The organism is Streptomyces sp. NPDC006923 (assembly GCF_040635655.1).
Lineage (GTDB): Bacteria > Actinomycetota > Actinomycetes > Streptomycetales > Streptomycetaceae > Streptomyces.
Window position 1 is genome coordinate 301,859 of record NZ_JBEYIF010000004.1, and the last position, 24,748, is coordinate 326,606.

Sequence of the window (24,748 nt, forward strand, 5' to 3'; positions counted from 1 at the left end):
TACGGCCCCGTGCCCCCTGATTCTTCCTGTCTGGGGCAGCGGTTGCGAACCCGGGGGCGGATCGGGGTGTCTCGTCCCGATCCGGACACCTCACGCGCCCCGCCGTCAGCGCTTCTCCGGCCCGGGGGTGGGCCGCTGCTCCGGAAGCTCCGCGGACCAGGACTCCGACAGTGGCTCAGAAACCGTGTGCGACCCGCTCTTCGGCTCGGCCAGTACGGCGAAGGACGCGCCCTGGTTGTCCACGACCACCGCCATCCGCCCGTATGCGATGTCGAAGGGCGTGGCGGTGATCCGGCCGCCCAGCCGGACCACGGCCGCCGCCGTCCGGTCGCAGTCGGCGACGGAGAAATAGCTGAGGAAGTGGCCCGGCATCTCCACCGGAAAGGCGTCCGTGATCACGCTGCGCCCGCCGACGGCGCTGTCCGGGCCCGGCTCCGTGCCGGCCGGGGACCACAGACGGAAGTCGACGGAGTCGTCGGGCACGTCGGTCCCCCGGAAGCCGAAGACGCTCTCGTAGAAGGGGTCGACGCGCTCCTTGTCCCTCGTATAGACCTCTGTCCAGCAGAAAGATCCCGGCAGGCCCCTTTTCTCGAAGCCGGTGTCCTCGCCGCCCTGCCAGATACCGAAGACCGCGCCCGCCGGGTCCGCCGCCAGCGCCGTCACCCCGGACCGTCCGACCGCCATCGGCTCCCGGACGAGCCGGCCGCCCGCGTCCGTGATCCTCCTGCTGAGCGCGACGGCGTCGGCGGTGGCAAAGTAGACGCCCCAGACGGTGGGCATGCGGCCGTCCCGCTTGGCGACCAGGCCGGCCACCCGCTGTCCGTCGCTGAACGCCTCGGTGCAGCGGCCGTAGGCCCCGACGCTGTCACCGCCGAAAGTCCAGCCGAACAGCTCTCCGTAGAATCGCCTGCCCGCCGCGAGATCGGGCAGTGACACATCCACCCAGCAGGGTGTGCCTTCCGCGAATGCGGCCATGGCCCGGATCCTTCCGTATATGACGCCCGCATATGACGCCCGTCACGGCCCCTTCAACCGGCCCTGACCGGGGACGCGAGGGAAGAAATAGAACAATTGCCCAATTACTTACGGATTGCGCACCACGTCGCCTCTACTTGTCCACCGAAGTTGTCCACAGGCTGTTGATAACACTAAGGGCCGCCCCGTCATCCGCGGTGGATCAGCGAGCGGCGCCGGATGCGTGCGCCGCACGGCGGAGGGGTGTCCTCATACTGGACATATAGGGGCGTTCCGGCAACGCGGCGAGGTGCCGCAGCCGTCGTCGCGGGCCCGCCGGGGACGACGGGACAGCGCTTGGTCCTGGCCTTGGGCCTGGCCTGGGGCGCGGCGCTCGTCCACAGGCCCGCCGCCGCACCCGGCGCGCGGCGGCCGGTTCCCCATTTGCACTCGGCCAAATCGCGCTCGGATCACCCCTCGGTAAGCTGACGGCATGACAGGACAAGTGCGCACCGTCGACGGCCGCGTGGCTGGTCGGCGCGGACAGGCGACGCGGCAGAAGCTGCTCGACTGTCTCGGCGAGATGCTCAGCTCCTCGCCGTACCGGGACGTCAAAGTCATCGACGTGGCTCGGAAGGCGGGCACTTCACCCGCGACCTTCTACCAGTACTTCCCCGATGTCGAGGGCGCCGTCCTCGAACTCGCCGATGAAATGGCAAGGGAAGGCACCGAGTTGACCGGGCTCGTCTCCGGGCGTTCCTGGGTCGGCAAGGCCGCCTGGGGCACCTCGGAGGAGCTCGTCGAGGGATTCCTCGACTTCTGGCGCAGGCACGACGCGATCCTCCGGGTGGTCGACCTGGGCGCCGCGGAGGGCGACAAACGGTTCAACAAGATCCGTCTGAAGATCCTTAACTCTGTCACCAACTCCCTTACGGACGCCGTGAAGGAGCTCCAGTCCAAGGGCCGTGTCGACAAGGATGTCAGCCCGGCGGCGCTGGCCGGTTCACTGGTCGTGATGCTCTCCTCGGTGGCCTCGCACCAGAAGAGCTTCCAGGGCTGGGGCGTGAAGCAGGCGGAGCTGAAACCGACTCTCGCGCTGCTGGTCCACCTCGGTGTCACCGGGAAGAAGCCCGCCAGGTAACACCGAGCGAGCCGGCGAGACCGCCGGCGGGCACGGTCGGGCGTGCCTCTTCGTCCTGTCACGCCGACGGCGGATCATACGGCTGATCCCCGCCGGCGCTCCCGTCTCCCGGGTCCCCCCGGCCCGGCCCCGCCGCCCCCGTTCGGCCGCAGCCGCAGCGCCGAATCCCCCAACGCTCCGAGCGCCGCTCCCCCGGACGGGCAACAAGACCGCGTGCGGCCCCACGCACGGGGGTTTCCCGCCGGCCGCAGGGCCCGCGGCCGGTTGAATGGCCGTATGACAGACGAGCACGACGGCCGGAACGGCCCGGACGCCCATGACTCCCCCCACGCGCCGGACGGCCCGGGCCCCCGGCCGGACAGCGGGCAGGACGCCTTCCGCGCGCTGCTGCACGCCCAGCGCGTCTGGGACACCGAGCTGCCCGCCTTCGACACGGCCGCCGCTCCGGACGAGCCGCTGCCGCTCTTCCACCAGTGGTTCGCCGAGGCCGTGGCGGCCGGGCAGCCGGAGCCGCAGACGATGACCCTCGCCACCGCCGACGAGCGGGGCCTGCCGGACGTACGGATCCTGATGCTGCACGACGCCGACGCACGCGGCTGGCACTTCGCCTCCCACTCGACCAGCCGCAAGGGCCGGCAGCTCGCCGGCCGCCCGGCGGCCGCGCTCGGTTTCTACTGGGCGGCGCAGGGGCGTGCCGTACGGCTCCGGGGCCGGGTGCTGACGGCCGGCGCCGAGGAGAGCAGCGCGGATCTGCACGCCCGCTCCACAGGCGCGCTGGCCTCGGCGCTGGTCGGACGGCAGAGCGAGGTACTGGACTCGCCGGACGAGCTGGCGCGGGCGAGCCGGGCCGCGTGGCGGCGGGCCGAGCGCGAGCCCACCGCCGAGGCGGCGTCATGGACGGCTTATGTCCTCGAACCGGCCGAGGTGGAGTTCTTCCAGGGCGACGCCGGCCGGCGCCATGTCCGGCTGCGCTACCGGCGCGAAGGGGACGCCTGGGTACGGGAGTTGCTCTGGCCGTAGGCCGTCTTCCGTGACCGGCGCCGGGCCCCGCCGGACCTCCTACGAGGACCGCACGCCGTCACCGACGGCCGACAGGTCCTGGACGGGCCACGGATCGGCCGCGAGCCGCGCGTGGAGATGGGAGTCCCGGAAGGCGTCCCGGCTCACGGCCTCGAACATCGCGCCGCGCAGCGTCCCTTCGTAGCGGTAGCCGCAGCGTTCGGCGATCCGGCAGGAGGCACTGTGGGTCAGCGCGTGTCCCAACTCGATCCGGTGCAGGCCCGCTTCCTCGAACGACCAGCGGCTGCACAGCTCCAGCGCGCGGCCGGCGACACCGCGGCCGCGCGCCTCCGGAAGCACCCAGTACCCCACGCGGCCGGTGCGCAGCCGCAGGTCGAGCACGCCCAGGCCCACACTTCCGAGGACCGGCCCCTCCGTCCCGTCACCGGTGTCCTCGGTGATGCAGAAGTGCGCCATCGTGCCCTTCCGCCAGCCCTCGGCGCGCTGCGTGATCTGCAGCGCCGCTTCGGCTTCGGTACTGACGTCGACCAAGGGGGCGTTCCAGCGCTTGAACTCGGGGTCGGACAGGCCGCGCAACAGCGCGGACTCGTCGCCCCCGCGCCAGGCACGCAGACGGAGTCCGAAGCCGATCACATCGGCGGGATCGGGAAGGCGGGTGCCGGAGAAATCGCTCACTCTCCTATTTCAACATCCTCCCGCCGAGCATGTGATCGATTCGCAACCGATTCCGGCCTTGACCGAGACCCAACAATTCATGGGCCGGTTAGGCTCAGCCTTCATGCCCGACGACTTCAATCTCACCAACGACCGCCCCGTGTATGTCATCGGCGGTGGCCCGGGTGGGCTCGCCGTCGCCGCCGCGCTGCGGGGACGGGGCGTGCGGGCCGTCGTGCTGGAGAAGTCCGACGCCGTCGGCGCCTCCTGGCGCCGCCACTACGACCGGCTGCGGCTCCACACCACCCGCCGCGGGTCGTCCCTGCCCGGACTCAGAATCCCCCGGTCCGCCGGACGGTGGGTGGCCCGCGACCAGGTGGTCCGCTATCTGGAGACCTACGCCGCCCACCACGAGCTGGAGATCGTGACCGGGGTCGAGGTCACCGGGATCGAACGCGCCCCCGACGACTCCGGCTGGCTGCTGCGCGCGACCGGCGGCCGGGAGCTGACCGGCCGCGCGGTCGTCGTGGCCACCGGCTACAACCACACCCCCCGGGTGCCCGACTGGCCCGGCCGGGAGTCGTACGGCGGCGAGCTGCTGCACGCGGCCGAGTACCGCGAGGCCGGGCCGTACGCCGGGAAGGACGTCCTGGTCGTCGGGGCCGGCAACACGGGCGCGGAGATCGCCGTCGACCTCGCCGAGGGCGGCGCGGCGCGGGTGCGCCTGGCGATCCGTACCGCACCGCACATCGTGCGCCGTTCCACGGCGGGCTGGCCCACCCAGTCCACCGCCGTCCTGGTCCGCCGGCTGCCGGCCTGGCTCGTCGACAGAGCGGCCGCGCTGCTGAGCCGGATCACCGTCCCCGACCTGTCGGCCAAGGGGCTGCCGCGCCCCGGCACCGGCCTGTACTCACGGGTGCGCGAGGGCGCGATCCCGGTCCAGGACGTGGGGCTGATCAAGGCGGTGCGCACCGGCCGGGTCGAGCCGGTGGCGGCGGTCGAGTCCTTCGAGGAGGACAAGGTCGTCCTGGCCGACGGCACGCGGATCACGCCGGAGGCGGTCATCGCGGCGACCGGCTACGAGCGCGCGCTGGAGGGCCTGTTGGACGGGCTCGGTGTGCTGGACGACCGGGGCCGCCCGCTGGTCCACGGCCGCCGCACCCCGAAGCAGGCCCCCGGCCTCTACTTCACCGGCTTCACCAATCCGATCAGCGGCATGCTCCGCGAGATGGCGATCGACGCCCGCAGGATCGCCAGGGCACTGGCCCGCTGAGGCCGCGCCCGGCCGCGGTGACCGGCCGCCCGGCGACCGGGACGGCGCCGGCCACCGCGGCCGCGCGTCCTCATCCGGCCACCGGTACCGCCGCCGGCTTGAGTCCGATCACCAGCGACATCAGGGCCGCCGCCGCGCACAGCGCGCCCGCGGCGTACCAGACCACGTCGTACGAGCCGAAGACATCCCGGGCCACTCCTCCGGCGAACGCGATGATCGCCGCGCCGACCTGGTGGGAGGCGAGGACCCAGCCGAAGACGATCGCGCTGTCCGCGCCGTAGTGCTCCCGGCACAGGGCGATCGTCGGCGGGACGGTGGCGACCCAGTCCAGACCGTAGAAGATGATGAAGAAGATCATCGGCGGGTGCACGGACGGCGCCAGCAGCATCGGCAGGAAGAGCAACGAGACGCCGCGCAGCGCGTAGTAGACCGCCAGCAGGCGGCGCGCGTCGAAGCGGTCGGTGAACCAGCCGGAGGCGATCGTGCCGACCACATCGAAGACACCGATCACCGCGAGCAGCGAGGCGGCGGCGGTGACCGGCATGCCGTGGTCGTGCGCGGCCGGTACGAAGTGCGTCTTGACCAGGCCGTTCGTCGAGGCACCGCAGATCGCGAAGGCGCCGGCCAGCAGCCAGAACGGCCCTGTCCGGGCGGCCGACACGAGCACGGTGACCGCGCGCCGCGCGGCTCCGGTCACCGGCGCCGGCTTGGCGGTGAACTCCTCGGCGCCGTACGCCGGCAGGCCCACGTCCGCCGGGTGGTCGCGCAGCAGCAGCCAGACGAACGGGACCACCGCGAGCGCGGCCAGCGAGACGGTGACCGCGGCCGGGCGCCAGCCGTGGTTCTCGACCAGCCAGGACAGCAGCGGCAGGAAGACGAGCTGACCGGAGGCGCCCGCCGCCGTGAGAACACCGGTGACCAGGCCGCGCCGCGCCACAAACCAGCGGTTCGTCACCGTCGCGGCGAAAGCGAGCGCCATCGAGCCGCTGCCGAGGCCGACCAGGACGCCCCAGTAGAGCACCAGTTGCCAGGGCGCGGTCATCCATACCGTCAGCACGGACCCGGCCGCGATGACGGTGAGCGCGGCGGCGACCACCCGGCGGATGCCGAAGCGGTCCATCAGCGCCGCGGCGAACGGCGCCGTCACGCCGTACAGCGCCAGATTCACCGAGACCGCGAAGCCGATCGTGCCGCGCGACCAGTCAAACTCCGTGTGCAGCGGCTCAATGAGAAGGCCGGGCAGCGAGGCGAAGGCCGCCGCGCCGATGATCGTCACAAAGGTGACAGCGGCCACGAACCACGCCCGGTGAAGGCGTGGACGCCGGGGCGGAGCGGGAGCCGAGGTGGCCTCTGCGGGGATGTCGGTTGTCTGGGTCACGTCAGACAGCATCGGCGGAGGGGACAGCTCCCACGAGTGGCCCGGAGGCCAGCGTTCGCCAGGATCGGGCCACGCCGGGACGGCGCCCGGCGCCCGGCGCCACCACCGCCCGGCGCGTCAGTCCCGGCGCGTCAGCCCCCGGATCGCCGGTACCGCGAAGAGCACCCCGCACACCCCGACATTGATCACCGCTCCCGCCACCAGCACCTCCCGGAGACCCACCGCCTCCGCGACCGGGCCCGCCAGCGCCCGGCCCACCGCCAGCATGATCAGCGAACCGGCCACGTCATACGCGTGCAGCCGGTTGAGCGCCTCGTTCGGAATGTGCGTCTGGACCGTCGTCGACCACATCACCAGCCAGAAGGCGAGCGACACACCGCCGACAAAGAAGCCCGCGGCCAGCACCGGCACGGTCACGTCGTACGCCAGGACCAGCACATTGGCGATCACGCCGAACAGCGCGAACGTCCCCGCGAACAGCGGTCTGCGCGGTCGCAGCCGCATCGCCAGCAGCCCGCCCACCGCGTTGCCCGCGCCGCCGACCGTCATCATCAGGCCGAACGTCGCCGAGCTGTGCCGCTCGGTGACGACGACCGCCTCCAGCGGCGTGATCGGGCCGAGCACCGTGATGCCGTACACCGACCAGACGGCGATGACGCCCCACAGCCAGGACCGGGCGCGGAACTCCCGCCAGCCGCCGATCAGTTCGGCGAGCATCCCCTCCCCGACGACCGGCGCGACGGACGCCATCCGGATCAGGAAGAGGCAGAGCCCGCTGACGCCGAAGGTCGCCGCGTTGACACCGAAGATCATGCCGGGGCCGCCGAACCCGGCCAAGGCGCCCGCGACCGCCGGACCCGCCATCGCCGTCAGCGACTCGGCGACCCGCAGGACGGCGTTGCCGCGCTGTACGTCGGGCGCCATCAGCGGGAGCATGCTGGCCACGCCGGGCTGGAAGATCGCGGCGCCCAGACCGCTGAGCCCGCTGAGCCCGTACACCAGCCACAGGGACGGCGATCCGGTGGCGAACGCGGCGGCCAGCACGGCGGTGCCGACCAGCCGTACGCCGTCCGCCAGGACCATCATCCGGCGCGGCGTGAACCGGTCGGCCAGCACCCCGCCGACAATCACGAACCCGGCGAAGCACACCATCCACGCGCCGAGCGCGAAGGAGACGGACGAGGCGCCGTACCCGGCGTCGAGCAGGCCTGCGGCGAGCGCGACGGGCACCATGCCGTCGCCGAAGCGGGCGACGGTACGGGCGAGGAAGAAGAGCTGGAACTCGCGGTTCCAGAGAGTGGGACCCGCCGGTCCCGGCGTGGGCGGAGAGGCGGGGCCGGTCTGATCGGGAATGGCGTGGGCCGCCACGTGCTTTTGTGTCACAGAGGCGACAGATATCAAGTAGTGGTCTGGACCACCAGTGGGCATCCGGAGGACGGACAGCCGGAGCGCCGGACAGGAGAGAACACCATGCCCGTGCTGGACAGGCGCCCCCACCGTGTCGTCGTGCTCGCCCTCGAAGGGGTGCTCCCCTTCGAACTGGGCATCCCGCAGCGGATATTCGGCCGTGCGGAGGGACCGGCGGGCGAGCCGCTGTACGAGACCGTCACCTGCTCCGTCCGGCCACCGGGGCCGGTCCGCACCGACGCCGACTTCTCGGTCCTGGTGGAGAACGGCCCGGAGGCGCTGGCCACCGCCGACACCGTGGTCGTGCCGGCGTCGTACGAGCTCGGACCGGTCTTCGAGGAGGGCCGGCTCACCGAGGAACTCGCCGCCGCCCTCGCCCTGGTGCGGCCGGGCACCCGGATGGTCTCCATCTGCACCGGCAGTTATGTCCTCGCCGCCGCCGGCCTGCTGGACGGCCGCCCCGCCACCACCCACTGGTCCTCGGCCGAGCACTTCCAGGGGCTGTTCCCGGGCGTCGAGGTCGACGCCGATGTGCTGTTCATCGACGACGGCGACGTGCTGACCTCGGCCGGGGTCGCCGCCGGAATCGATCTCTGCCTGCACATCGTGCGGCGCGACCACGGCACGGCGGTCGCCAACGACGTCGCGCGGCGCATGGTCGTACCGCCGCACCGGGACGGCGGCCAGGCCCAGTACATCCGGCGTCCCGTCCCCGAGCCGCAGCTCGCGACCACCGCCGCCGCCAGGACCTGGGCGCTCGCCCGGCTCCATGAGCCGATCCAGCTCCGCGACATGGCGAGGCGGGAGTCGATGTCGGTACGGACGTTCACCCGCCGCTTCCGTGAGGAGGCCGGGATCAGCCCCGGGCAGTGGCTGGTGCGGCAGCGCGTCGAGCGGGCCCGGCATCTGCTGGAGTCGACGGATCTCTCGGTCGACCAGGTGGCGCGGGACGCGGGCTTCGGCACGGCCCAGTCGATGCGTCAGCATCTCCAGTCGGCGCTGGGCGTGCCGCCGACGGTCTACCGGCGTACGTTCCGCGCCGGAGCCGGGTCGCCGGGATAGCGCGCCGGGCGGGGCCCGGAGGCCGGACGGCCCGGAGGCCGGACGGCGGCACGCTCGCGCGCACCCCGAGCGCGGCACGATGTCCGCCGTCCGGCCGACCACGGCGCGCGGGCAGTGCCCCTCACTGCCCCGGAGGAGCCGACGCCGAGCCGCGATCCGTGCTCGCCAAGGGCGGCTGCCGTGGCGCCCACACCTCCACGGAACCCTTGGCGTCCCCTCACGGCGGATCGCCCTCCAAGAGTGATCAGCCCCCGCCGTCGCGTCAACGGCGGCAAGGGACTCCCGGCGTCACGCCGGACGCGGAACGGCGCACGAGGGCTCATAGGAGCCCGGTTCATACGCCCCCGTCGCCACCCCCGGCGCGGCGCCCCTGTCGACCTCGCACCAGATGCGCTTGCCGGCGCCCTCGGGCTGCCATCCCCACCGGTCCGCGAGCCCGTCGACCAGCTCCAGGCCCCGGCCGTTGGTGTCCTGGCCGTCGGCGTGGCGCGGGCGCGGCGGACAGGCGCTGGCGTCCGCGACCTCCACCCGCACGGTGCCGGCCTCGGCGGCTCCCAGCCCGAAGAGCATCCGCAGCACGGCCGGGCAGCCGGTGTGCACCACGGCATTGGTGACCAGCTCGGAGATGAGCAGAATCAGCGTCTCGGCGACCGGCTCGTCGTCGTTTATACCGGAACCGGCCAGCCGTGACCTGGCCCATCGCCGCGCTCGCCCCACCTCCGCCGGGTCGGCCCCGACCTCCAACTGAACCTGAAGCACCTGCACCGCTCACACCATCCGAACCGGCGGACACATCGCCTCGCGCCTCGACAGGGTCCTCAACAGGATCACAGAACGTGATGTCCTTGCGAGACAGCATGGTTGACGTACAGTCACCGCAACAAGCGCTTCGGGCATATTCCAGCGCGAAGGAGTACGCGTGGTGCATACTGTGCGACGCACGCTGCGGGGAGTCGAACATAGGCGCACAAGACGCCGTTGTACCGGGCGAGCGGCGCACATTCGAGCTCCCGGAGCCGCCCCATCGGCAGCACCGCGACCGTCGCGCATCGGAACATCTCGCACCCCACGGAGCGTACCGGAGCAAAGCGACGACTCCGGCCTGTGACGACGCACAGTATGGACACAACCCGGTATCGGCCTTGACGTCACACTCTCGCCACACACAGTGACGCATCAGAGCGCCTGGGCCAGAGCTTGTCCGCCGGAGCACTCACAGCGGAGCATGGAGGAGCGCATCCGCGCACCACCAAACAGACTTACCTCATATATCGCCCAGGTGCCGGGCCGACGGCCCCTCCTGGCGCACAGAGAGAAACGCGTGCGGGGCCGGATCCCCTCCGGCCCCGGGTGCGGTCAGGGCTCGGGGGTCACGTAGTAGGCGGCGAAGGCGGCCAGGATCTCTTCCTCGTGGATCCTGCCGTCGCCGTCGGTGTCCAGATCCCCGGCCGCCTTGGCCGCCGGCTCGGGCCCGACCCCCAGCACCCGCAGGGCGCGTTCGGCCGCCGCGGGCGTCACACCGGCTCCGTCCTCGTCCGCGATGGCGATCGCCGCACGCAGAAACGGCCGGGCGATCTCCGCGAAGCGCTGGGGATTGTCCCGCAGCCGCTTGACGGCGCCCGTGACGAATTCCTGCCGGCTGACCCGCTGGTCGCCGTCCACGTCCGCGATCCCGGCCATGCCCTGCCAGAACGCCTCGGCCCCGCTGTAAAGCGCCTGCCCCTTGTCGGAACGGGCGGTCGTACCGAACTCGGCGAGCAGTGCCGCCGCCGCCCCACTGAAGTCCTCCCGGTCGATGTAGCCGCTGCCGTCCTGGTCAAAGGCTGCGAACCGGGAGGCGATCTTGCCCTCGTACTCTGCGCTGTCCATGCCGGGAGCGTACGACGGCCGGGCCCCGATGTGTGTTCCGTTACGCGGAGTTCCTCTGCGCGGGGCCGTGTTACGCGGACAGCGGCTGGGCCTCGTCGTCCACCGCCGACGGCACGTCCGGGTAGACCTCGAAGAGCCGCCGCACGCCGAGGGCCGCGAGGACGCGGTTGACATGTGAGCCCGCCTCAGCGCCCCGCGCGGGCAGGATAAGCCGGAATCTGCCGTGGCAGGAATGGAGCAGCCGGCGCGCGGCGATCAGCACCCCGACCCCGCTGGAGTCGCAGAAGAACACCTGCGAGAGGTCCAGCACGATCTCGTGGCGGCCGGCCGCCACGGCGTCGTGGACCCGCTGCCGGACTTCGGGCGAGGTCATCACGTCCAGTTCCCCGGTGACGTGCAGCACGGTCCACGGGCCCAGTTCGGACTCGTCCAGCTTCAGCAACGTCACGCGCCCGGACCTTTCTTGTGCCCACGTGCATCCGGAAGGTGTCCTTCCTGGTCTCGCGCCTGCCCGGGTCCGCCCGCCGCAAACGCGACAGGTACGCGCCGCGACGGCTCTTTTACCGTGTCGAGCGGAAGTAGGGGGGCACTTGAGCAAAGGGGCGTGCGTTGTCGTGACTGCCACTACATTCGAATGACGGCGGGCTTCGACGCGACAGTGGGCAGGGGCGGACGGGCAGGGGCGGACGGGCAGGGCAGGCAGAGGGACAGGGCTGGGGGTCGCATGGCGAAAGAGGCACCGCCCCGCTGGGACCGCAGGATGCAGCAGCGGCTCGCGCGGGGCGAGGCGGCAGCGCTCGGTGAGCTGTACGACCGGTTCGCGTCGCTGGTGCACAGCCTCGCCCACCGCGTGCTCGACGACGACGCGGCGGCGGACGGCGTCACCCGGGAGGTCTTCGGCCATGTCTGGGAGAACCCGGACGCGTACGAACCCAAAGAGGGCTCGATGCGGTCCTGGCTGGCCAGGCTCACCCGCCGGCTGGCGGTGCAGCGGCTCCGGCAGACAGAGGCGGCGGCGTACGAGACCAGCGGCGAGGGCACCGCGGAGGAACTGGACCAGAAGATGCGCCAGGCGTCGGCCGCGGCCCGCGCGGACTACATAGTGCGGTCGATGCCGACCCCGCTCTGGGACGCGCTGGAGCTGGCGTACTTCCAGCGCCGGGACTACCGGCAGACCGCGGCGGACCTGGGCGTCACGGAGGACGAGGCGCGACGCCGGCTGCGGCTCGGACTCCAGCTCCTCGCGACGGCCAACACTCAAGCTCCGGACGGCCCCTGGCCGCCGGGAAACGGACGCTCCCTGTGACCGGTCCTTTCGGCAGTGGCCCCAACGAAGGCCGCGAGCCCGACGACTACCGGGCCTTTCCCCGTATACCGGGACCCAGATCGGCACCCGACGACATGACTCCGCCACCGCGCGCGCCCGGCGCGGCGGCGGCCGGACAGCCGCCGGACGGCGACCCCGCCGCACAGTCGGAGACCGACAGAGCGGACACCCGGGGCCCGGACCACGAGGCGCTGACACACACCGTGCTCACATCGCTGCTCGGCGCCTGGGCCCTCGCGGCCTGTTCCAGGGAGGAGACCGCCCTCGTCGAGGCCCATCTCACCGAATGCGCCGCCTGCGCGGACGAGGCGCTCCGGCTGCGGGACGCCGTCGGCCTGCTGCACGCCGACCAGACCCTGGACCTCGATCCGGCGCTGCGCTCCCAGGTCCTGGAAAACTGTCTCGGCCGCCGCCCGCCGCGGATTCCGGTACCCGACTGGGCCGCCCCGTACGACGCCGAGACCGCGCGTCTCGACGCGCTGCTGCGGGACATCGGCGACGCGGAGTGGCACACGCCCGTACGGCTCAAGTGGTTCGAGGACGAGCGGCCCACCTCCCGCAGGACGACCGTCGCCGGTGTCATCGCCCATCTCATGGTGGTCGACGGCCTGGTCAGCGCCGCACTCGGGCTCGACGACCCGCTGGGCGCCGGCGCCCCGACCGCGCCGGCCGACCGGACCGAGGACTGCTGGCGCGCCGCGGCCGGCCCGCCCACCGGCGCCGTCCGCGAGCCCTGGCGCGAGCAGAGCCACGGCCTCATCCGCACGGTGTCCTTCGCCGGCCGGGGCGTCGCCGAACTCTCCGTCTCGTACGGCGGCTTCGGCCTGCCCCTGCGCGACGCGCTGCTCGACCGCGCCTTCGAGTGCTGGATGCACGGCGCGGACATCGCGGAGGCCGTCGCCTATCCGTACGCCGCGCCCACCGGGGCCCATCTGCACCAGATGATCGGTCTGGCGGCCCGGCTGCTCCCGGGCGCCCTCGCCACCCGCCGCCGCAGCGGTCTCGCCGCGCCGCCCAGGGATCTGGTGACGGCGGGCTCCCCCGGCCGCTCCCTGCATCTGGAGGTCGAGGGGCCGGGCGGCGGCGACTGGTACATCGCCCTGGACTCACCGGCGGCGATCGGCTCCCCCGAGCGTTCCGTGGCCCTGGTCGCCCTGGACGGCGTCGAGTTCTGCCGGCTCGTCGCCGGTCATGTCTCGCCGGAGGAAGCGGCGGCCGGCCAGGACGGCGACCGCGAGGCGATCAGGGACGTCCTGTTCGCGGCGGCGGCGATGAGCAGGCTCTGAGCGGTCCGCCGCGCGCAAGCGCGCCGATCCGTTCCGGCGGACTCAGCCGAAGATCACCGTGCGGTGGCCGTTGAGCAGGATCCGGTGCTCCGCGTGCCACTTCACCGCGCGCGCCAGCGCCCGGCACTCCACGTCCCGGCCGATCGCCACCAGCCCCTCGGGGGTGACGTGATGGCCGACGCGCTCGACTTCCTGCTCGATGATCGGGCCCTCGTCGAGTTCCGCCGTCACATAGTGGGCCGTCGCACCGATGAGCTTCACTCCGCGCGCATGGGCCTGGTGGTACGGCTTGGCGCCCTTGAAGCTCGGCAGGAAGGAGTGGTGGATATTGATGATCCGGCCGTTGAGCTGCTTGCACAGATCGTCCGAGACCACCTGCATGTAGCGGGCCAGCACCACCAGCTCGACCTGCTCCGCGCGGACCAGCTCCAGCAGCTCCGCCTCCGCGGCGGCCTTGGTGTCCCTGGTCACCGGGATGTGGTGGAAGGGGATGCCGTACGAGTCGGCCAGCTCGGCGAAGTCCGTGTGGTTGGAGACGACCGCCACGATCTCCACCGGCAGCGCGCCGGTGGAGGCCCGGAACAGCAGATCGTTCAGGCAGTGGCCGAACTTGCTGACCATGAGGACGATCCGCATCCGCTGCTCCGCGCGGTGGATCTCCCAGTCCATCCGGAAGGCGTCCCCGATGGCGGCGAAGCTCGCCCGCAGCTTGTCCACGGTCACCGGAGCGTCCGCCGAGAAGTGCACGCGCATGAAGAAGAGGCCCGTGTCATGGTCCCCGAACTGCTGGCTGTCCTCGATGTTGCAGCCGGTCATGAAGAGGTAGCTGGACACGGCGTGCACGATCCCCTGCTTGTCCGGGCAGGACAGCGTGAGGACGTACTGGTCGGACGGGACGGCGGAAGGCCCCTGCGAGGTCGGCTGCGGCGTCGGCCGCGAGGCGGTGCTCATGACCCCAGAGGATCCCACATCTGTCACGCGAGGTCCGGATTCGACCACCACGCGGACATTCGCCGCTATTCGCCCCCGCCGTCGGTCCGGCCCGCCGTCACGCCCCGCCGCCGTCAGCCGGAGCGCGTCACGATCCGCAGGACGTCCAGTGACTGCGGCACCGTGTCGGGGTCGTCGCCGTCGCTCGTCGCCAGCCGTACGTGCGCCTCGCGGGCCGCCCGTACCGCCTCCGGCCAGCCATGGTGCTCCAGATAGGCGGAGACGGGCGCGTCCGCGCCGACCTGGTGCATGATGCGCAGCACCCGCAGCACGGCGAGGTCGACGAGCGCGGCCTCACCGGAGTCGCGGAATATCGTGCCGACGTACTTCTCGGCGGACCAGTTGTCCAGCCAGGTGTCCTCGACCAGCCGGTACACGGCGTCGGTGACGTCGCCGTACCCCTCGCGGCCGGCCAGCCAGTACTCCTGGTGGAAGACGGGATCGGAAAGCATGTGCAGCGCCGAGCGCACATTGCTGCGCCAGCGCCACCACGGCATGTCATTGAGCGGCATGCCGCCCATGGTGGGGGAGCGACGGGCACGACGGGAAGAGTTCTCGGAACCTTGCTGCACAGTCCCCGACTCTACGGTCCGCTCCGCCGCGCCCCTCCATCCCCCCGGAATTCACCTGGGCATCACCGGCTGTTGAATCGTGCCCCCTCTTTCGTTACCGGGACACGGAAGCCTCCATGACCATGACCGGTTGGCGACGCAGCCCTTCCTTCCGCCCCTTCCACTCCGGTGCGGCGCGCGCCCTGGCTGCGGTGGTGACCGGAGCCTCGCTCCTCGCCGGCTGCGGTGTGCTTCCCGGCGCTCCGGGAGGCAGAGAGCCCATCACCGTCATGACCTGGGCGCCGGTCGGCACCAACGCCACGAACATGCCGGGGATGCCGGCCATGGCGAAGGCGTACGCCCGCTGGGTCAACGAGTCCGGCGGGATCGACGGCCATGAGCTGCGCGTCCTGACCTGTGACGAACGCAACGAGTCCGCGGGCGCCGCCGCCTGCGCGCGCCGGGCCGTCAAGGAGCACGCCGTCGCGGTCGTCGGGTCGTACAGCCAGCACGGGCGGCAGTTCATGGCGCCGCTGGAGGCCGCTTCCGTCCCTTATCTGGGTGGCTACGGCGTCACGGAGGAGGAGTTCACCAGCTTCCTCTCGTACCCCGTCAACGGCGGCCAGGCGACTCTCCTCGCGGGCAACGGCCGACAGCTCGCCCGCGACTGCGAGCGGACCTCGCTGGTCCGGCCCGACACCGTCACCGGCGACGACCTTCCCGAGCTGCTCAACTCCGGTCTGCAGCAGGGCCACCGCCGGAACGCCTCCGACATCCGCGCGGCGGAGGACGCCACCGACTACACCACCGCGGCCGAGCAGGCGCGCGAGCGCGCCGAGGACGGCGGCTGTGTCACGGCGGTGCTCGGCGACCGCACGGAGACCTTCTTCGACTCCTACCGCCGCCTCCCCGAGGACGACCGGGACATCAGGGTCTCCTCGGTGCTCGGCAGCGTCGGCCAGCCGCTGATCGACCGCACGGGCGGCAAGGAGGGCCCGTTCGAGGGCGCGTACTTCACCGGCTGGTACCCGGTGGCGACCGACCCCGCGTGGAGGCCCATGCGGGACGTGATCAAGGAGCACGCCTTCGGGGACAACGACATCGACCCGGCCGACCCCGGGGTGCAGACGACCTGGATCGCCTACACCGCGCTCAAGGCGGTCGTCGAGGCCGTCAACGACGACGTGGTCACGTCCGGCAAGATCGCGGACGCCCTGGACCGCGGTGTCCAGGTGGACACCGGCGGTCTCACGCCGCCGCTGCGCTGGCGCTACGAGGACATGCTCGGGGCGCCGGGCTTCCCGCGGATCATCAACGGCGACGTGACCTTCCAGGTGGTCCGCGAAGGACGTCTGGTGGCGCAGAAGAAGGGCTTCGTCGACGTGGGCCCGACCCTGGGAGGCACCCCTTCCGCCTCCTGACGGAAGAAACGGCCGCGACGGCGCGCGGCCCGGCCTGCCCGGCTCCCCGGGCAGGCGCCGCCATGTGTCTAGAGCTGCGTCTGGTCCCGCTGCGACAGCCCGTACTTCGTCGCGATGCCGTTCCACAGCCCCGACGCGTTCTTCTTCGCCGCCGTGGCCTCGCCGCTCGCCCGGTCGCCCTGGGCGGCCTGCTGGGTCCGCCGCGCGTGGCCGCCCCTGCAGACCTTTCCGCTCTTGGCCTGGTCCGCCCACTGCGCGTAGTGATCGTCCGCCGAGGCGGACGCCTGCCACGCCGCGGTGAGCGAGGACGCCAGATCACCATGGCCCGGCAGCTTGTCGATGGTCAGGTCCTTCAGCTCGGTCACCAGGCCGCGCCGCTGGTCGGCGGCGCCGCGCAGATCGGTGGCCGCCTGGTCCAGGTTCTGGCAGGACTTGATGTCGTTCACGGCGCGGATGACGGCCGCGCGGCTGCTGTTGCTGTCCGCGAGCAGCTTGTCGAGCGCCTCGGCCTGCGGCTTCGCCGGATCGGCCGCGCCGTCCGCCGGGGACTCGGAAGCCTGGGAACTCGCCGACGCCGCCACCGTGCTGTCGTCCCCCGAGGGGGTGTCGTCACCGCCGCTCATCAGCGCCCCGGCGCCCAGGCCGAGAACGGCGCAGCCGACCACGACCCCGGCGATCAGCGGCAGGCGCGAGGACTTGCGGCGGCCCCCGGCCCGTCCCGGCGGCGCGTGGGAGGCCCGCTGCTGCGGTTCGTACGGCGCGGCGGGCTGCTGACGGTACGGCTGTGGCGCGCGGCCCGCGTCGAACGGGGGCAACTGCTGTGTCGAGGCCCCGCCCTGGCCCGGCCCGCCGGGTCCGTCCGTACGGAAGAGGCTGTCGAACTCCGCCGGTGGCTGACGCTCGCCAGGGGCGCCGGGCCGGACGCCGAACGGCGCGCCGGGCGGCGCGGCCGGGGTGTCCTGGGCCGGGATCGGGGCGATGTACTGGGTGGCGTCCGCGTCCGAGCCCCCCGGGGCCGACAGGGCCGACGGCAGGAACTGCGTGGCCTCCGCGGCGCTCTCCGGCGGCGGCAGGCCGGGGCCGTGTCCCTGGCCGGGGCCCTGCGGGACCGGCGCGATGTACTGCGTGGCGTCCGCGTCTCCCGGGGCGGGCACGGGCGGCAGGTACTGCGTGGCGTCCGCGCTGCCAGGCGGTGCCTCGGCGGGCAGCGGCCGGCCCTGGGAGAACGGGTCGCCCTGGTGGAACTGCCCGCCGTGCTGGTACGGCTGCGCGGGCGGCAGCGGAGCCCCGTACGACTGCCCGCTCTCCTGCTGTCCGTACGGCTGACCGCCTTCCGGCTGTCCGTACGGCTGACCGCCGCCCTGCGAGCCGTACGACCCCGGCGCGGCGCCCTGGGACGCGTCGTACCCGGGCTGCTCCTGGTGGCCGTCCTGCGGGCCCCAGGGCTGCCCCCACGGCTGCCCGCCCGTCGGCGCGGCCTGGTCCGCGACCGCGCCCGGGATCCAGGGCTCGCTGCCGTCGCCGGGCAGCACGACGCCTTCGTGCGCGGGCCGAGCGGCGTGGCGCCGCTCATCCCCCTGTCCGCTGTGCGTCACCGGGACTCCTACGTGTGGAACGTGTGGACCTACGAAATCGTCGGTTCACGCTACCGGGTGAATCGCGGGCTCTGCCACGCGCGTCGGTCCCGTGACAGCCTGCCCTCCCAGGACGCCGCCATAGGGCTCCAATCCGCCCTTTCCGGGCCGCACTTGGTCACCGTCCGCAGGGTCCGCACGGGGTCGCCACGGCGCCCGCACGGAGCTCTCACCCGGCCGTCCGCACCCGTCACACAGCCGTCACCCGGCGACCACCCGCCCGACACTCTCCCGCCGTGTCCCCGTCACGCCGCCTGGATCTCCAGCCGCGCGCCGAACTCACGCACCGCGGGCTCGTCGCCGTAGGGCTCCAGCCGGTGCTGGAAATCGTCGAGGTACTCCGCGCCCCGGCTGGAGCGCAGCGTGCCGAGCAGCTCCAGCGCGCGCGTGCCCGTGTGGCACGCCTGCTCCACCTCCCGCTGCTGCACCTGGGCCGTGGCCAGCAGGACCAGACCGATCGCCCGCCGCCGCGCACGGGACTCGGGATGGCCCTCCAGGGCCTCGGCGGCATACCGGCCCGCTTCCTCGGCCCGCCCCAGGTCCCGGTAGCAGTGGGCCAGTTCGTCGTAGAGGTACGCGTGGTCGAAGTGCGCGATCCAGTCCGGGTCGCCGTCCGACTCGTCACCGGCCTGCTCCAGAGCGGTGATCGCGTTGCCCACCACCGCCTCGCAGGTACGGGTGTCGCCCATCAGCGCGTGCCCTCGGGCCTCCGCCGCGTAGAACAGGGACTGCGCGCGCGGCGGCACCTGCCCGCGCGCCCCCTCCTGCGCCGCACGGGCCAACTGGGCGATCTCGCGCGGGTTTCCGAGCTGCGCCGCGAGATGGCTCATGGACGCGGCCAGCACATAGCCGCCGTAGCCGCGGTCGCCCGCCGCCTGGGCCAGCCGGAGCGCCTGGATGTAGTAGCGCTGGGCGAGGCCGGGCTGGCCGGTGTCGACCGCCATGTAACCAGCCAGCTCGGTCAGCCGGGAGACGGCGGCGAAGAGCCGGCGGCCGACCGATTCGCGGTAGGAGCCCGAAAGGAGGCCCGCCACCACGCTGTTCAGATAGTGGACGACGACGGGCCGGACATGGCCGCTGCCGAATCGGTGGTCCAGCTCGATCAGCGCCTGTGTCATGGCCCGGACCGCCTCGACGTCCGAATCACCCACCTTGGCACCGGAGTTGCGCGCGACGGACTGGTCGGTGCCGGTGATCAGCCAGTCCCTGCTCGGTTCGACCAGCGCGGAGGACGCCACCGCGGAGCCGGACAGGAAGTCCCGGCGGCCCACGTCGCTGCGCCACAACTCGCAGACCTGCTCGATCGCGCCGACGACGGTCGGCGAGAACTGGAGGCCGACGCCCGAGGCCAGATTCTTGCCGTTGGCCATGCCGATCTCGTCGATCGTGACCGTACGGCTCAGTTTCCGGCCCAGCGCCTCGGCGATGATGCCCGGAGCGCGGCCGCGCGGCTGCTGTCCGCGCAGCCAGCGCGCCACCGATGTCTTGTCGTAGCGCAGGTCGAGCCCTCGCTCCGCCCCCACCATGTTGACTCGTCGGGCGAGCCCGGCGTTGGAACACCCGGCTTCCTGGATGAGCGCCTGGAGCCGTTCATTCGGCTGGCGCGCGACGAGAGGCCTGGCTGCCAATGGAACCCCCTGTGGCCGCAGTAATCAGCTCAGTGATCACTGCCCGGCAGATATACGAAGAATGCGCATGTTCGGCGACAACTGAAGTATTCGAGGTTTGTTCGTGAGTGATGTCCGGCGCGGCCGGGTCGGGCCACGCACTGCCCACATCGTGTCGGACCCCCGGGGGTGGCTACCCGCGAACCGCGTTACCCGTTCATGCGCGCCCCCGTCCATGCATCCGTGCGCCCCGTGTGCGGGAACCGGCCCGGCGCCGCGGCGCGGGGCCCCCGTAACCCGTGGTGGCGGCGGGAGTTGTGCTCTTCGTGGAAGAGAGCATCGGAGTCACGGAGGGCGCGCGCATCCCCCGGCAGCGAGGTTCCCTGCTGCTGGAGAGCGCCGTGCGGTACGCGGAGGACCGGCACTGGGACGTTTTCCCGGGCACCTGGCTGGAGCCGGTGGAGGGCGGGGAGGTGTGCTCGTGCGGCCGGTTCGACTGCGCGCTGCCCGGGGCGCACGCGGCCAGGTCCGACTGGGCGTCGCACGCCACGGGCAGCGGGGACACGGCGCGCGGGCTCTGGTCGAGGTACCCCCGGGCGTCGATCCTGCTGCCGACGGGACGCGCCTTCGACGCGCTCGACGTGCCGGAGTCGGCGGGCTTTCTGGCGCTGGCCAGGATGGAGCGCATGCGGATGGCGCTCGGCCCGGTGACCTGCACTCCCAACCGGCGGATGCTGTTCTTCGTGCTGCCCGGCGGTGCGCCCAGGGTCGGCGGCCTGCTGCGGCGGCTGGGCTGGACACCCATGGCGCTCGACCTGTTCGCGCGCGGCGAGGGGCACTATGTGGCGGCGCCGCCGACCCGGATCGGCAAGAGCGGCGCGGTGCAGTGGGTCCGCCGGCCCACACCGGCGAACCGCTGGCTGCCGGACGCGGGCGAGCTGATCAGCCCGCTCGCGTACGCGTGCGGCCGGGACGCCGTCGCGGCGCGGACCAGACACATCACGGCGCTGTCCCGGATCCGCCGTCCATAGACCCCGTCCGACCCGCTGTACATAAGGTGGTCCGCGGAGGTCCTGTCCGGTGCCGTGCCAGGCGTCGCGGGCCCGCGACGACCGACCGGACAGGGCCTGACCGAACGGGACACGACGGGACACCGAAAGGCAGTGCGCATGCCGGACCAGGCAGGGGACAAGAGGCCGGACCAGGAGGCGGTGGGCCGGATACCGGCCGGGGCGCCGGCGCGGGCCGAGCCCGCCGTACGCGTCGAAGGGCTGTGGAAGCGCTTCGGTGAGCAGATCGCCGTCGCGGGCATCGATCTCGAACTGCCCGCGGGCCAGTTCATCGGTCTGGTGGGACCGAACGGCGCGGGCAAGACCACCACCCTGTCCATGGTGACCGGGCTGCTGCGGCCCGATCAGGGCCGGGTGCTGGTCGCCGGTCACGACGTGTGGCGGGACCCCACCGAGGTCAAGGCGCGGATCGGGGTGCTGCCGGAGGGGCTGCGGCTGTTCGAACGGCTCTCCGGACGTGAACTCCTCGGCTACACCGGGCGGTTGCGGGGGCTGCCCGGCGCCGAGGTGGACAAGCGGGCCACCCAGCTTCTCGACGTACTGGACCTGGCGCGCGACCAGCACAAGCTGGTCGTCGACTACTCGACCGGTATGCGGAAGAAGATCGGGCTCGCCGCGGCTCTCCTGCACAACCCCGAAGTGCTCTTCCTGGACGAGCCGTTCGAGGGAGTCGACCCGGTGTCCGCGCAGACGATCCGGGGAGTGCTGGAGCGCTACACGGGCTCGGGCGCGACCGTCGTGTTCTCCAGCCATGTGATGGAGCTGGTCGAGTCGCTGTGCGACTGGGTCGCGGTGATGGCGGCGGGGCGCATCCGCGCCCAGGGCACGCTCGCGGAGGTACGCGGCGAGGCGACGTCCCTGCAGAACGCCTTCCTGGAACTGGTCGGCGCACAGGGCCGCGACACCGGTGAATCCCTGGACTGGCTCGGTGGCGCCCGGTGAGCGCCTCCCCCGACCTCGCCGCCACCGGCACCGCTCCCGGTCCCGGCACCACCGCCGGGACCGGCACGCTGACGCCCGTCTTCGTACGGCTGAAACTCTCCCTGCTGCGCAACGGGCTGCGGCAGTCGTCGGGCCGTACCGCCGCGTACATCACGTCCGTGGCCGTCACGCTGCTCCTCGCCGCCGGCCAGTTCCTCGGTCTGGTCCTGCTGCGCGGAACCGATCACGCGGGCACCCTGGTCGTGCTGCTGAGCGCCGTGTTCGCGCTGGGCTGGGCCGTGATGCCGCTCTTCTTCCCCAGCGGCGACGAGACGCTGGACCCGACCCGGCTGGTGATGCTGCCGCTGCGGCCTCGCCCGCTGATCGGGGCGCTGCTCGTGGCGTCGCTGGTGGGGTTCGGCCCGCTGTTCACGCTCTGCCTGCTGGCCGGTTCCGCGGTGGCGACGGCGTACGGCGCGGCGGCCGTGATCGTCGCGGTGATCGCCGTACCGCTGGTGCTGCTGGTGTGTGTGGCCCTGGCGCGGGCGGTCGCGACGGCCAATGTCCGGCTGCTGAGCTCACGCAGGGGCCGTGATCTGGCCGTCCTGAGCGGGCTGGTGGTCGCGGTGGGCGTCCAGGTCGTCAACTTCGGTGTGCAGCGGCTCGGTGTCTCGGGCGGGCTCGCGGAGCTGGAACCGGTGGCGAAGGTCGTACGGTGGCTGCCGCCCGCGTCGGCGATCGGTGCGGTGGAGTCGGCGAGCGAGGGCGCGTACGGCCGCGCCGTGCTGCAACTGCTGCTGACCGCCGCCGCGTTGGCGGTGCTGCTGTATGCGTGGCAGCGGTCGCTGGTGAAGCTGATGACCGCGCCGGACGGCTCGACGGCCGGGGCGGCGGAACCGGCCCGCAAGGAGTCGGCGTCGGGCCTGGGCCGGCTGCTGCCCGAGGGGCGCACGGGCACGGTGATGCAGCGCAGTCTGCGCTATGTGTGGCGGGACCCGAAGACCAAGGCGGCGTGGGTGACCTCGCTGGCCGTCGGCCTGATCGTGCCGCTGTTCAACGCGCTGCAGGGCAACGGGACGCTCTATGTCGCGACCTTCGCGGCCGGCATGCTCGGCATCCAGATGTACAACCAGTTCGGCCAGGACACCTCCGCCTTCTGGATGGTGGCCCAGACGATCTCCACGACCCGGGACGCCCATCTCGAACTGCGCGCGCGGGCGGCGGCCCTGCTGGTGATCACCCTGCCGTACTCGGCGCTGGTCACCACCCTCACGGCGGCCGTACTGGGCCGCTGGCACGCGCTGCCGGAGGGGCTCGGGCTGTCCTTCGCGGTGCTCGGCGCGATGCTGGCGACCGGTGCGGTGGCCTCGGCGCGCTTCCCGTACTCGATCCCGCAGGGCAGCGTGAAGAACGTCGCACCGGGGCAGGCCGGTCTCGCCTGGATCTCGGTCATCGGCGGCATGGTGAGCGCGGCCCTGCTGTGCGCACCGCTGATCGTGCTGACGGTCTGGCTCCATCTCTCGGGCGCCGGCGGCTGGTCCTGGCTGCTGCTCCCGGTCGGCGCGGCATACGGGGCCGTGCTCACGGCGGTCGGTCTGCGGCTGGCGGCGCCGCAGGTCGCGCGGCGCCTGCCGGAGATCCTGGCCGCGGTCAGCAAGGGCTGACGCCGGGGAGCCGGTCGGGCGGCCCCCTCCGGAGAGCGGGGCCGCCACGCTCAGGACGTCAGCACGCCGTCCAGGAACGGCGCGATCGCCGCTGTCCAGGCGTCGGGCTGGTCGTAGTGCGCGAGGTGGCCCGCGTCGGTCACCTCCGCGTACTGGCCGCGCGGCAGCACTCTGACCATCTCCTGGGCCTCCGCCCGGCCCAGCTTTCCGTCGACGCCCCGGACGACCAGGGTGGGGCACTCGACCTGGGCCAGCTCCTCCCAGTGCGCGTCATGGACCCAGGTCGCCCGGGAGATCAGCATCCGGCGGCGGGAGAAGACCGGGCGCCAGCCGTCGGCGTGCTCCTCCATCACCTCGGCGAAGAAGTCACCGCGCGCCGGAGCGGGCCGCTCGATCCAGGGGTCGTCCTCGCCGAACCACTTCCGCGCCGCGGCGAGCGTCGGGAACGGGACGGGCCAGGTGCGGAACCAGTCCTCCCATTCGCGCTGGGAGGCCGCGCCCAGCGCCGACGCCCGCATGTCGTGAATGACCAGGGCCCGGACCAGATCGGGTCGCTTGGCGGCGAGCTGCCACGCGGTGAGCGCGCCCATCGCGTGGCCGACGAGCGTCACGGGCCCCAGCCCGAGCTGTTCGACCGCGGCCTCCGCGTCGGCGACATACGCCTCCCGGGTGTAGGCCCCCTCCGCCGGCTTGTCGCTGCAGCCGTGGCCCCGCTGGTCGAGCGCGACCGTGCGGTGCCGCTCGGCGAGCCGGCGCGCCACCGGAGCCCAGTGCGAGGCCCGGCCCATGAGCCCGTGCAGCAGAAGGACGCCGGAGGGCTGCCCCGGCTGCCCGCTCCGCCTGGACGGGTCGGCGAATTCCCAGGCAGCGAGACGTACGCCGTCCGCTCCGGTCACCTCAACGCGCTGCGTCATGTGTCCCGGCACCCCCTTCGGTCCTGAGTGGTCGAGTCGGTCCTGAGTGGGCCGGCCGGGTTCCGAAGGAGCCGGTCCCGGTGCGTTCGCCCACGCCAGACTATCGAACCTTTATTCGAAAGCCTGCTTTCCACGCGCAACACCGCTCGTTCGAGTGACCACTCACCAGGATTGCCACACGCGACCGAGGGGAGATCTTCTCCGGGAGGCGGACCGCTCGGGGATGACGGTCCGCGGGGACTGACCCTGGGAGCTCGGGGCTCCGGGTCAGAACAGGGGAGGACCGGCTCCGGTGCCGCGAGGCACCGGAGCCTTCCTTGTGCCGGGCGCGTCGCGGCGGCAGCGGACGAGGTCGCGCGGGATGGCGCGGGGCGTTTCCCGCGAGCGACAGCAGGAGCATGGCCGACCCCCCTCCCCCGGCGGCGGGCTCGGGAGCCCGGCCGACATTCAGGTCATACACCTCAGCACCAGCCTGGCACGGGATGCGCCCGGCCGGGGCAGTTCCGCCCGGAAGGCGCGCTCGCTCCGGCCGCGTCCGGCCGGCCGCGCCCTGCCGGGCACCGGCGCTCAGCCGGACAGCGGCGCTCGGCCGGACATCGGCGCTC

Annotated in this window: 22 protein-coding genes; 10 read left to right on the forward strand and 12 right to left on the reverse strand. The window is 72.5% G+C overall.

Annotation, left to right across the window (positions count from 1 at the left end):
- Positions 1 to 105 precede the first annotated feature (105 nt).
- Entirely contained in the window at positions 106 to 975 is an 870-nt protein-coding gene (locus tag ABZ707_RS09760) for a VOC family protein (protein WP_360170591.1), read from the reverse strand.
- Positions 976 to 1,447: 472 nt separating this feature from the next.
- Here ABZ707_RS09760 and ABZ707_RS09765 point away from each other — a divergent pair, with 472 nt between their 5' ends.
- Both ABZ707_RS09765 and ABZ707_RS09770 read left to right on the forward strand, forming a co-directional pair.
- A complete protein-coding gene (locus tag ABZ707_RS09765) occupies positions 1,448 to 2,095 on the forward strand; it encodes a TetR family transcriptional regulator (RefSeq protein WP_360170594.1) in 648 nt (215 codons plus the stop codon).
- A 276-nt stretch (positions 2,096 to 2,371) separates the two neighbouring features.
- The gene (locus ABZ707_RS09770) at positions 2,372 to 3,115 is read left to right on the forward strand and encodes a pyridoxal 5'-phosphate synthase (RefSeq protein WP_360170597.1); all 744 of its coding nucleotides are present in this window, start codon (positions 2,372 to 2,374) and stop codon (positions 3,113 to 3,115) included.
- A 39-nt stretch (positions 3,116 to 3,154) separates the two neighbouring features.
- Here ABZ707_RS09770 and ABZ707_RS09775 read toward each other — a convergent pair whose 3' ends face one another.
- Positions 3,155 to 3,790, reverse strand: coding sequence for a GNAT family protein (locus ABZ707_RS09775; RefSeq protein ID WP_360170600.1), 636 nt, complete (start codon positions 3,788 to 3,790; stop codon positions 3,155 to 3,157).
- A gap of 103 nt (positions 3,791 to 3,893) precedes the next feature.
- Here ABZ707_RS09775 and ABZ707_RS09780 point away from each other — a divergent pair, with 103 nt between their 5' ends.
- A complete protein-coding gene (locus ABZ707_RS09780) occupies positions 3,894 to 5,042 on the forward strand; it encodes an NAD(P)/FAD-dependent oxidoreductase (RefSeq protein WP_360170603.1) in 1,149 nt (382 codons plus the stop codon).
- Positions 5,043 to 5,112: 70 nt separating this feature from the next.
- On the opposite strand, the gene ABZ707_RS09785 is transcribed toward ABZ707_RS09780, so the two are convergent.
- Both ABZ707_RS09785 and ABZ707_RS09790 read right to left on the reverse strand, forming a co-directional pair.
- Positions 5,113 to 6,432 (reverse strand): MFS transporter, encoded by a 1,320-nt coding sequence (locus tag ABZ707_RS09785; protein WP_360170606.1) that lies wholly within the window; start codon positions 6,430 to 6,432, stop codon positions 5,113 to 5,115.
- A 105-nt stretch (positions 6,433 to 6,537) separates the two neighbouring features.
- Positions 6,538 to 7,773 carry an MFS transporter gene (locus ABZ707_RS09790; protein WP_360171321.1) on the reverse strand — a complete coding sequence of 412 codons (1,236 nt, stop codon included), beginning with the start codon at positions 7,771 to 7,773 and terminating at the stop codon, positions 6,538 to 6,540.
- A gap of 117 nt (positions 7,774 to 7,890) precedes the next feature.
- Here ABZ707_RS09790 and ABZ707_RS09795 point away from each other — a divergent pair, with 117 nt between their 5' ends.
- Positions 7,891 to 8,889, forward strand: coding sequence for a helix-turn-helix domain-containing protein (locus tag ABZ707_RS09795; protein WP_360170609.1), 999 nt, complete (start codon positions 7,891 to 7,893; stop codon positions 8,887 to 8,889).
- Positions 8,890 to 9,177: 288 nt separating this feature from the next.
- Here the strand turns inward: ABZ707_RS09795 and ABZ707_RS09800 are convergent, their stop codons facing one another.
- The 3 genes from ABZ707_RS09800 to ABZ707_RS09810 form a co-directional block, all read right to left on the reverse strand.
- On the reverse strand, positions 9,178 to 9,654 hold the full coding sequence (locus ABZ707_RS09800) for an ATP-binding protein (protein WP_360170611.1): 477 nt from the start codon (positions 9,652 to 9,654) through the stop codon (positions 9,178 to 9,180).
- Positions 9,655 to 10,245: 591 nt separating this feature from the next.
- Positions 10,246 to 10,758: an EF-hand domain-containing protein gene (locus ABZ707_RS09805; RefSeq protein WP_360170614.1), complete on the reverse strand. Its 513-nt coding sequence runs from the start codon at positions 10,756 to 10,758 to the stop codon at positions 10,246 to 10,248.
- Positions 10,759 to 10,828: 70 nt separating this feature from the next.
- Positions 10,829 to 11,206, reverse strand: coding sequence for an STAS domain-containing protein (locus tag ABZ707_RS09810; protein WP_360170617.1), 378 nt, complete (start codon positions 11,204 to 11,206; stop codon positions 10,829 to 10,831).
- A 276-nt stretch (positions 11,207 to 11,482) separates the two neighbouring features.
- Between ABZ707_RS09810 and ABZ707_RS09815 the strand changes: the two genes are divergently transcribed.
- A complete protein-coding gene (locus tag ABZ707_RS09815; RefSeq protein WP_360170620.1) occupies positions 11,483 to 12,064 on the forward strand; it encodes a sigma-70 family RNA polymerase sigma factor in 582 nt (193 codons plus the stop codon).
- The gene (locus ABZ707_RS09820; protein ID WP_360170623.1) at positions 12,061 to 13,371 is read left to right on the forward strand and encodes a maleylpyruvate isomerase N-terminal domain-containing protein; all 1,311 of its coding nucleotides are present in this window, start codon (positions 12,061 to 12,063) and stop codon (positions 13,369 to 13,371) included. The genes ABZ707_RS09815 and ABZ707_RS09820 overlap by 4 nt, the downstream gene beginning before the upstream one ends.
- 42 nt (positions 13,372 to 13,413) lie before the next feature.
- Here ABZ707_RS09820 and purU read toward each other — a convergent pair whose 3' ends face one another.
- The gene (purU, locus tag ABZ707_RS09825; protein ID WP_360170626.1) at positions 13,414 to 14,322 is read right to left on the reverse strand and encodes a formyltetrahydrofolate deformylase; all 909 of its coding nucleotides are present in this window, start codon (positions 14,320 to 14,322) and stop codon (positions 13,414 to 13,416) included.
- Positions 14,323 to 14,435: 113 nt separating this feature from the next.
- On the reverse strand, positions 14,436 to 14,882 hold the full coding sequence (locus ABZ707_RS09830; protein ID WP_360171324.1) for a hypothetical protein: 447 nt from the start codon (positions 14,880 to 14,882) through the stop codon (positions 14,436 to 14,438).
- Between the two features lie 173 nt (positions 14,883 to 15,055).
- On the opposite strand from ABZ707_RS09830, the gene ABZ707_RS09835 reads away from it, so the two are divergent.
- Positions 15,056 to 16,333, forward strand: coding sequence for an ABC transporter substrate-binding protein (locus ABZ707_RS09835; protein WP_360171327.1), 1,278 nt, complete (start codon positions 15,056 to 15,058; stop codon positions 16,331 to 16,333).
- A gap of 68 nt (positions 16,334 to 16,401) precedes the next feature.
- Here the strand turns inward: ABZ707_RS09835 and ABZ707_RS09840 are convergent, their stop codons facing one another.
- A complete protein-coding gene (locus ABZ707_RS09840; RefSeq protein WP_360170629.1) occupies positions 16,402 to 17,928 on the reverse strand; it encodes a hypothetical protein in 1,527 nt (508 codons plus the stop codon).
- 284 nt (positions 17,929 to 18,212) lie between these two features.
- Complete coding sequence (locus ABZ707_RS09845; RefSeq protein ID WP_360170632.1) at positions 18,213 to 19,595, reverse strand: transcriptional regulator; 1,383 nt, start codon at positions 19,593 to 19,595, stop codon at positions 18,213 to 18,215.
- Between the two features lie 296 nt (positions 19,596 to 19,891).
- On the opposite strand from ABZ707_RS09845, the gene ABZ707_RS09850 reads away from it, so the two are divergent.
- From ABZ707_RS09850 to ABZ707_RS09860, 3 genes are all read left to right on the forward strand, one after another.
- On the forward strand, positions 19,892 to 20,605 hold the full coding sequence (locus ABZ707_RS09850) for a bifunctional DNA primase/polymerase (RefSeq protein WP_360170635.1): 714 nt from the start codon (positions 19,892 to 19,894) through the stop codon (positions 20,603 to 20,605).
- A gap of 138 nt (positions 20,606 to 20,743) precedes the next feature.
- Positions 20,744 to 21,586: an ABC transporter ATP-binding protein gene (locus tag ABZ707_RS09855; RefSeq protein WP_360170638.1), complete on the forward strand. Its 843-nt coding sequence runs from the start codon at positions 20,744 to 20,746 to the stop codon at positions 21,584 to 21,586.
- A gap of 68 nt (positions 21,587 to 21,654) precedes the next feature.
- Entirely contained in the window at positions 21,655 to 23,229 is a 1,575-nt protein-coding gene (locus ABZ707_RS09860; RefSeq protein WP_360171330.1) for a transporter, read from the forward strand.
- A gap of 50 nt (positions 23,230 to 23,279) precedes the next feature.
- Here ABZ707_RS09860 and ABZ707_RS09865 read toward each other — a convergent pair whose 3' ends face one another.
- The gene (locus ABZ707_RS09865; RefSeq protein ID WP_360170641.1) at positions 23,280 to 24,143 is read right to left on the reverse strand and encodes an alpha/beta hydrolase; all 864 of its coding nucleotides are present in this window, start codon (positions 24,141 to 24,143) and stop codon (positions 23,280 to 23,282) included.
- Positions 24,144 to 24,748 lie beyond the last annotated feature (605 nt).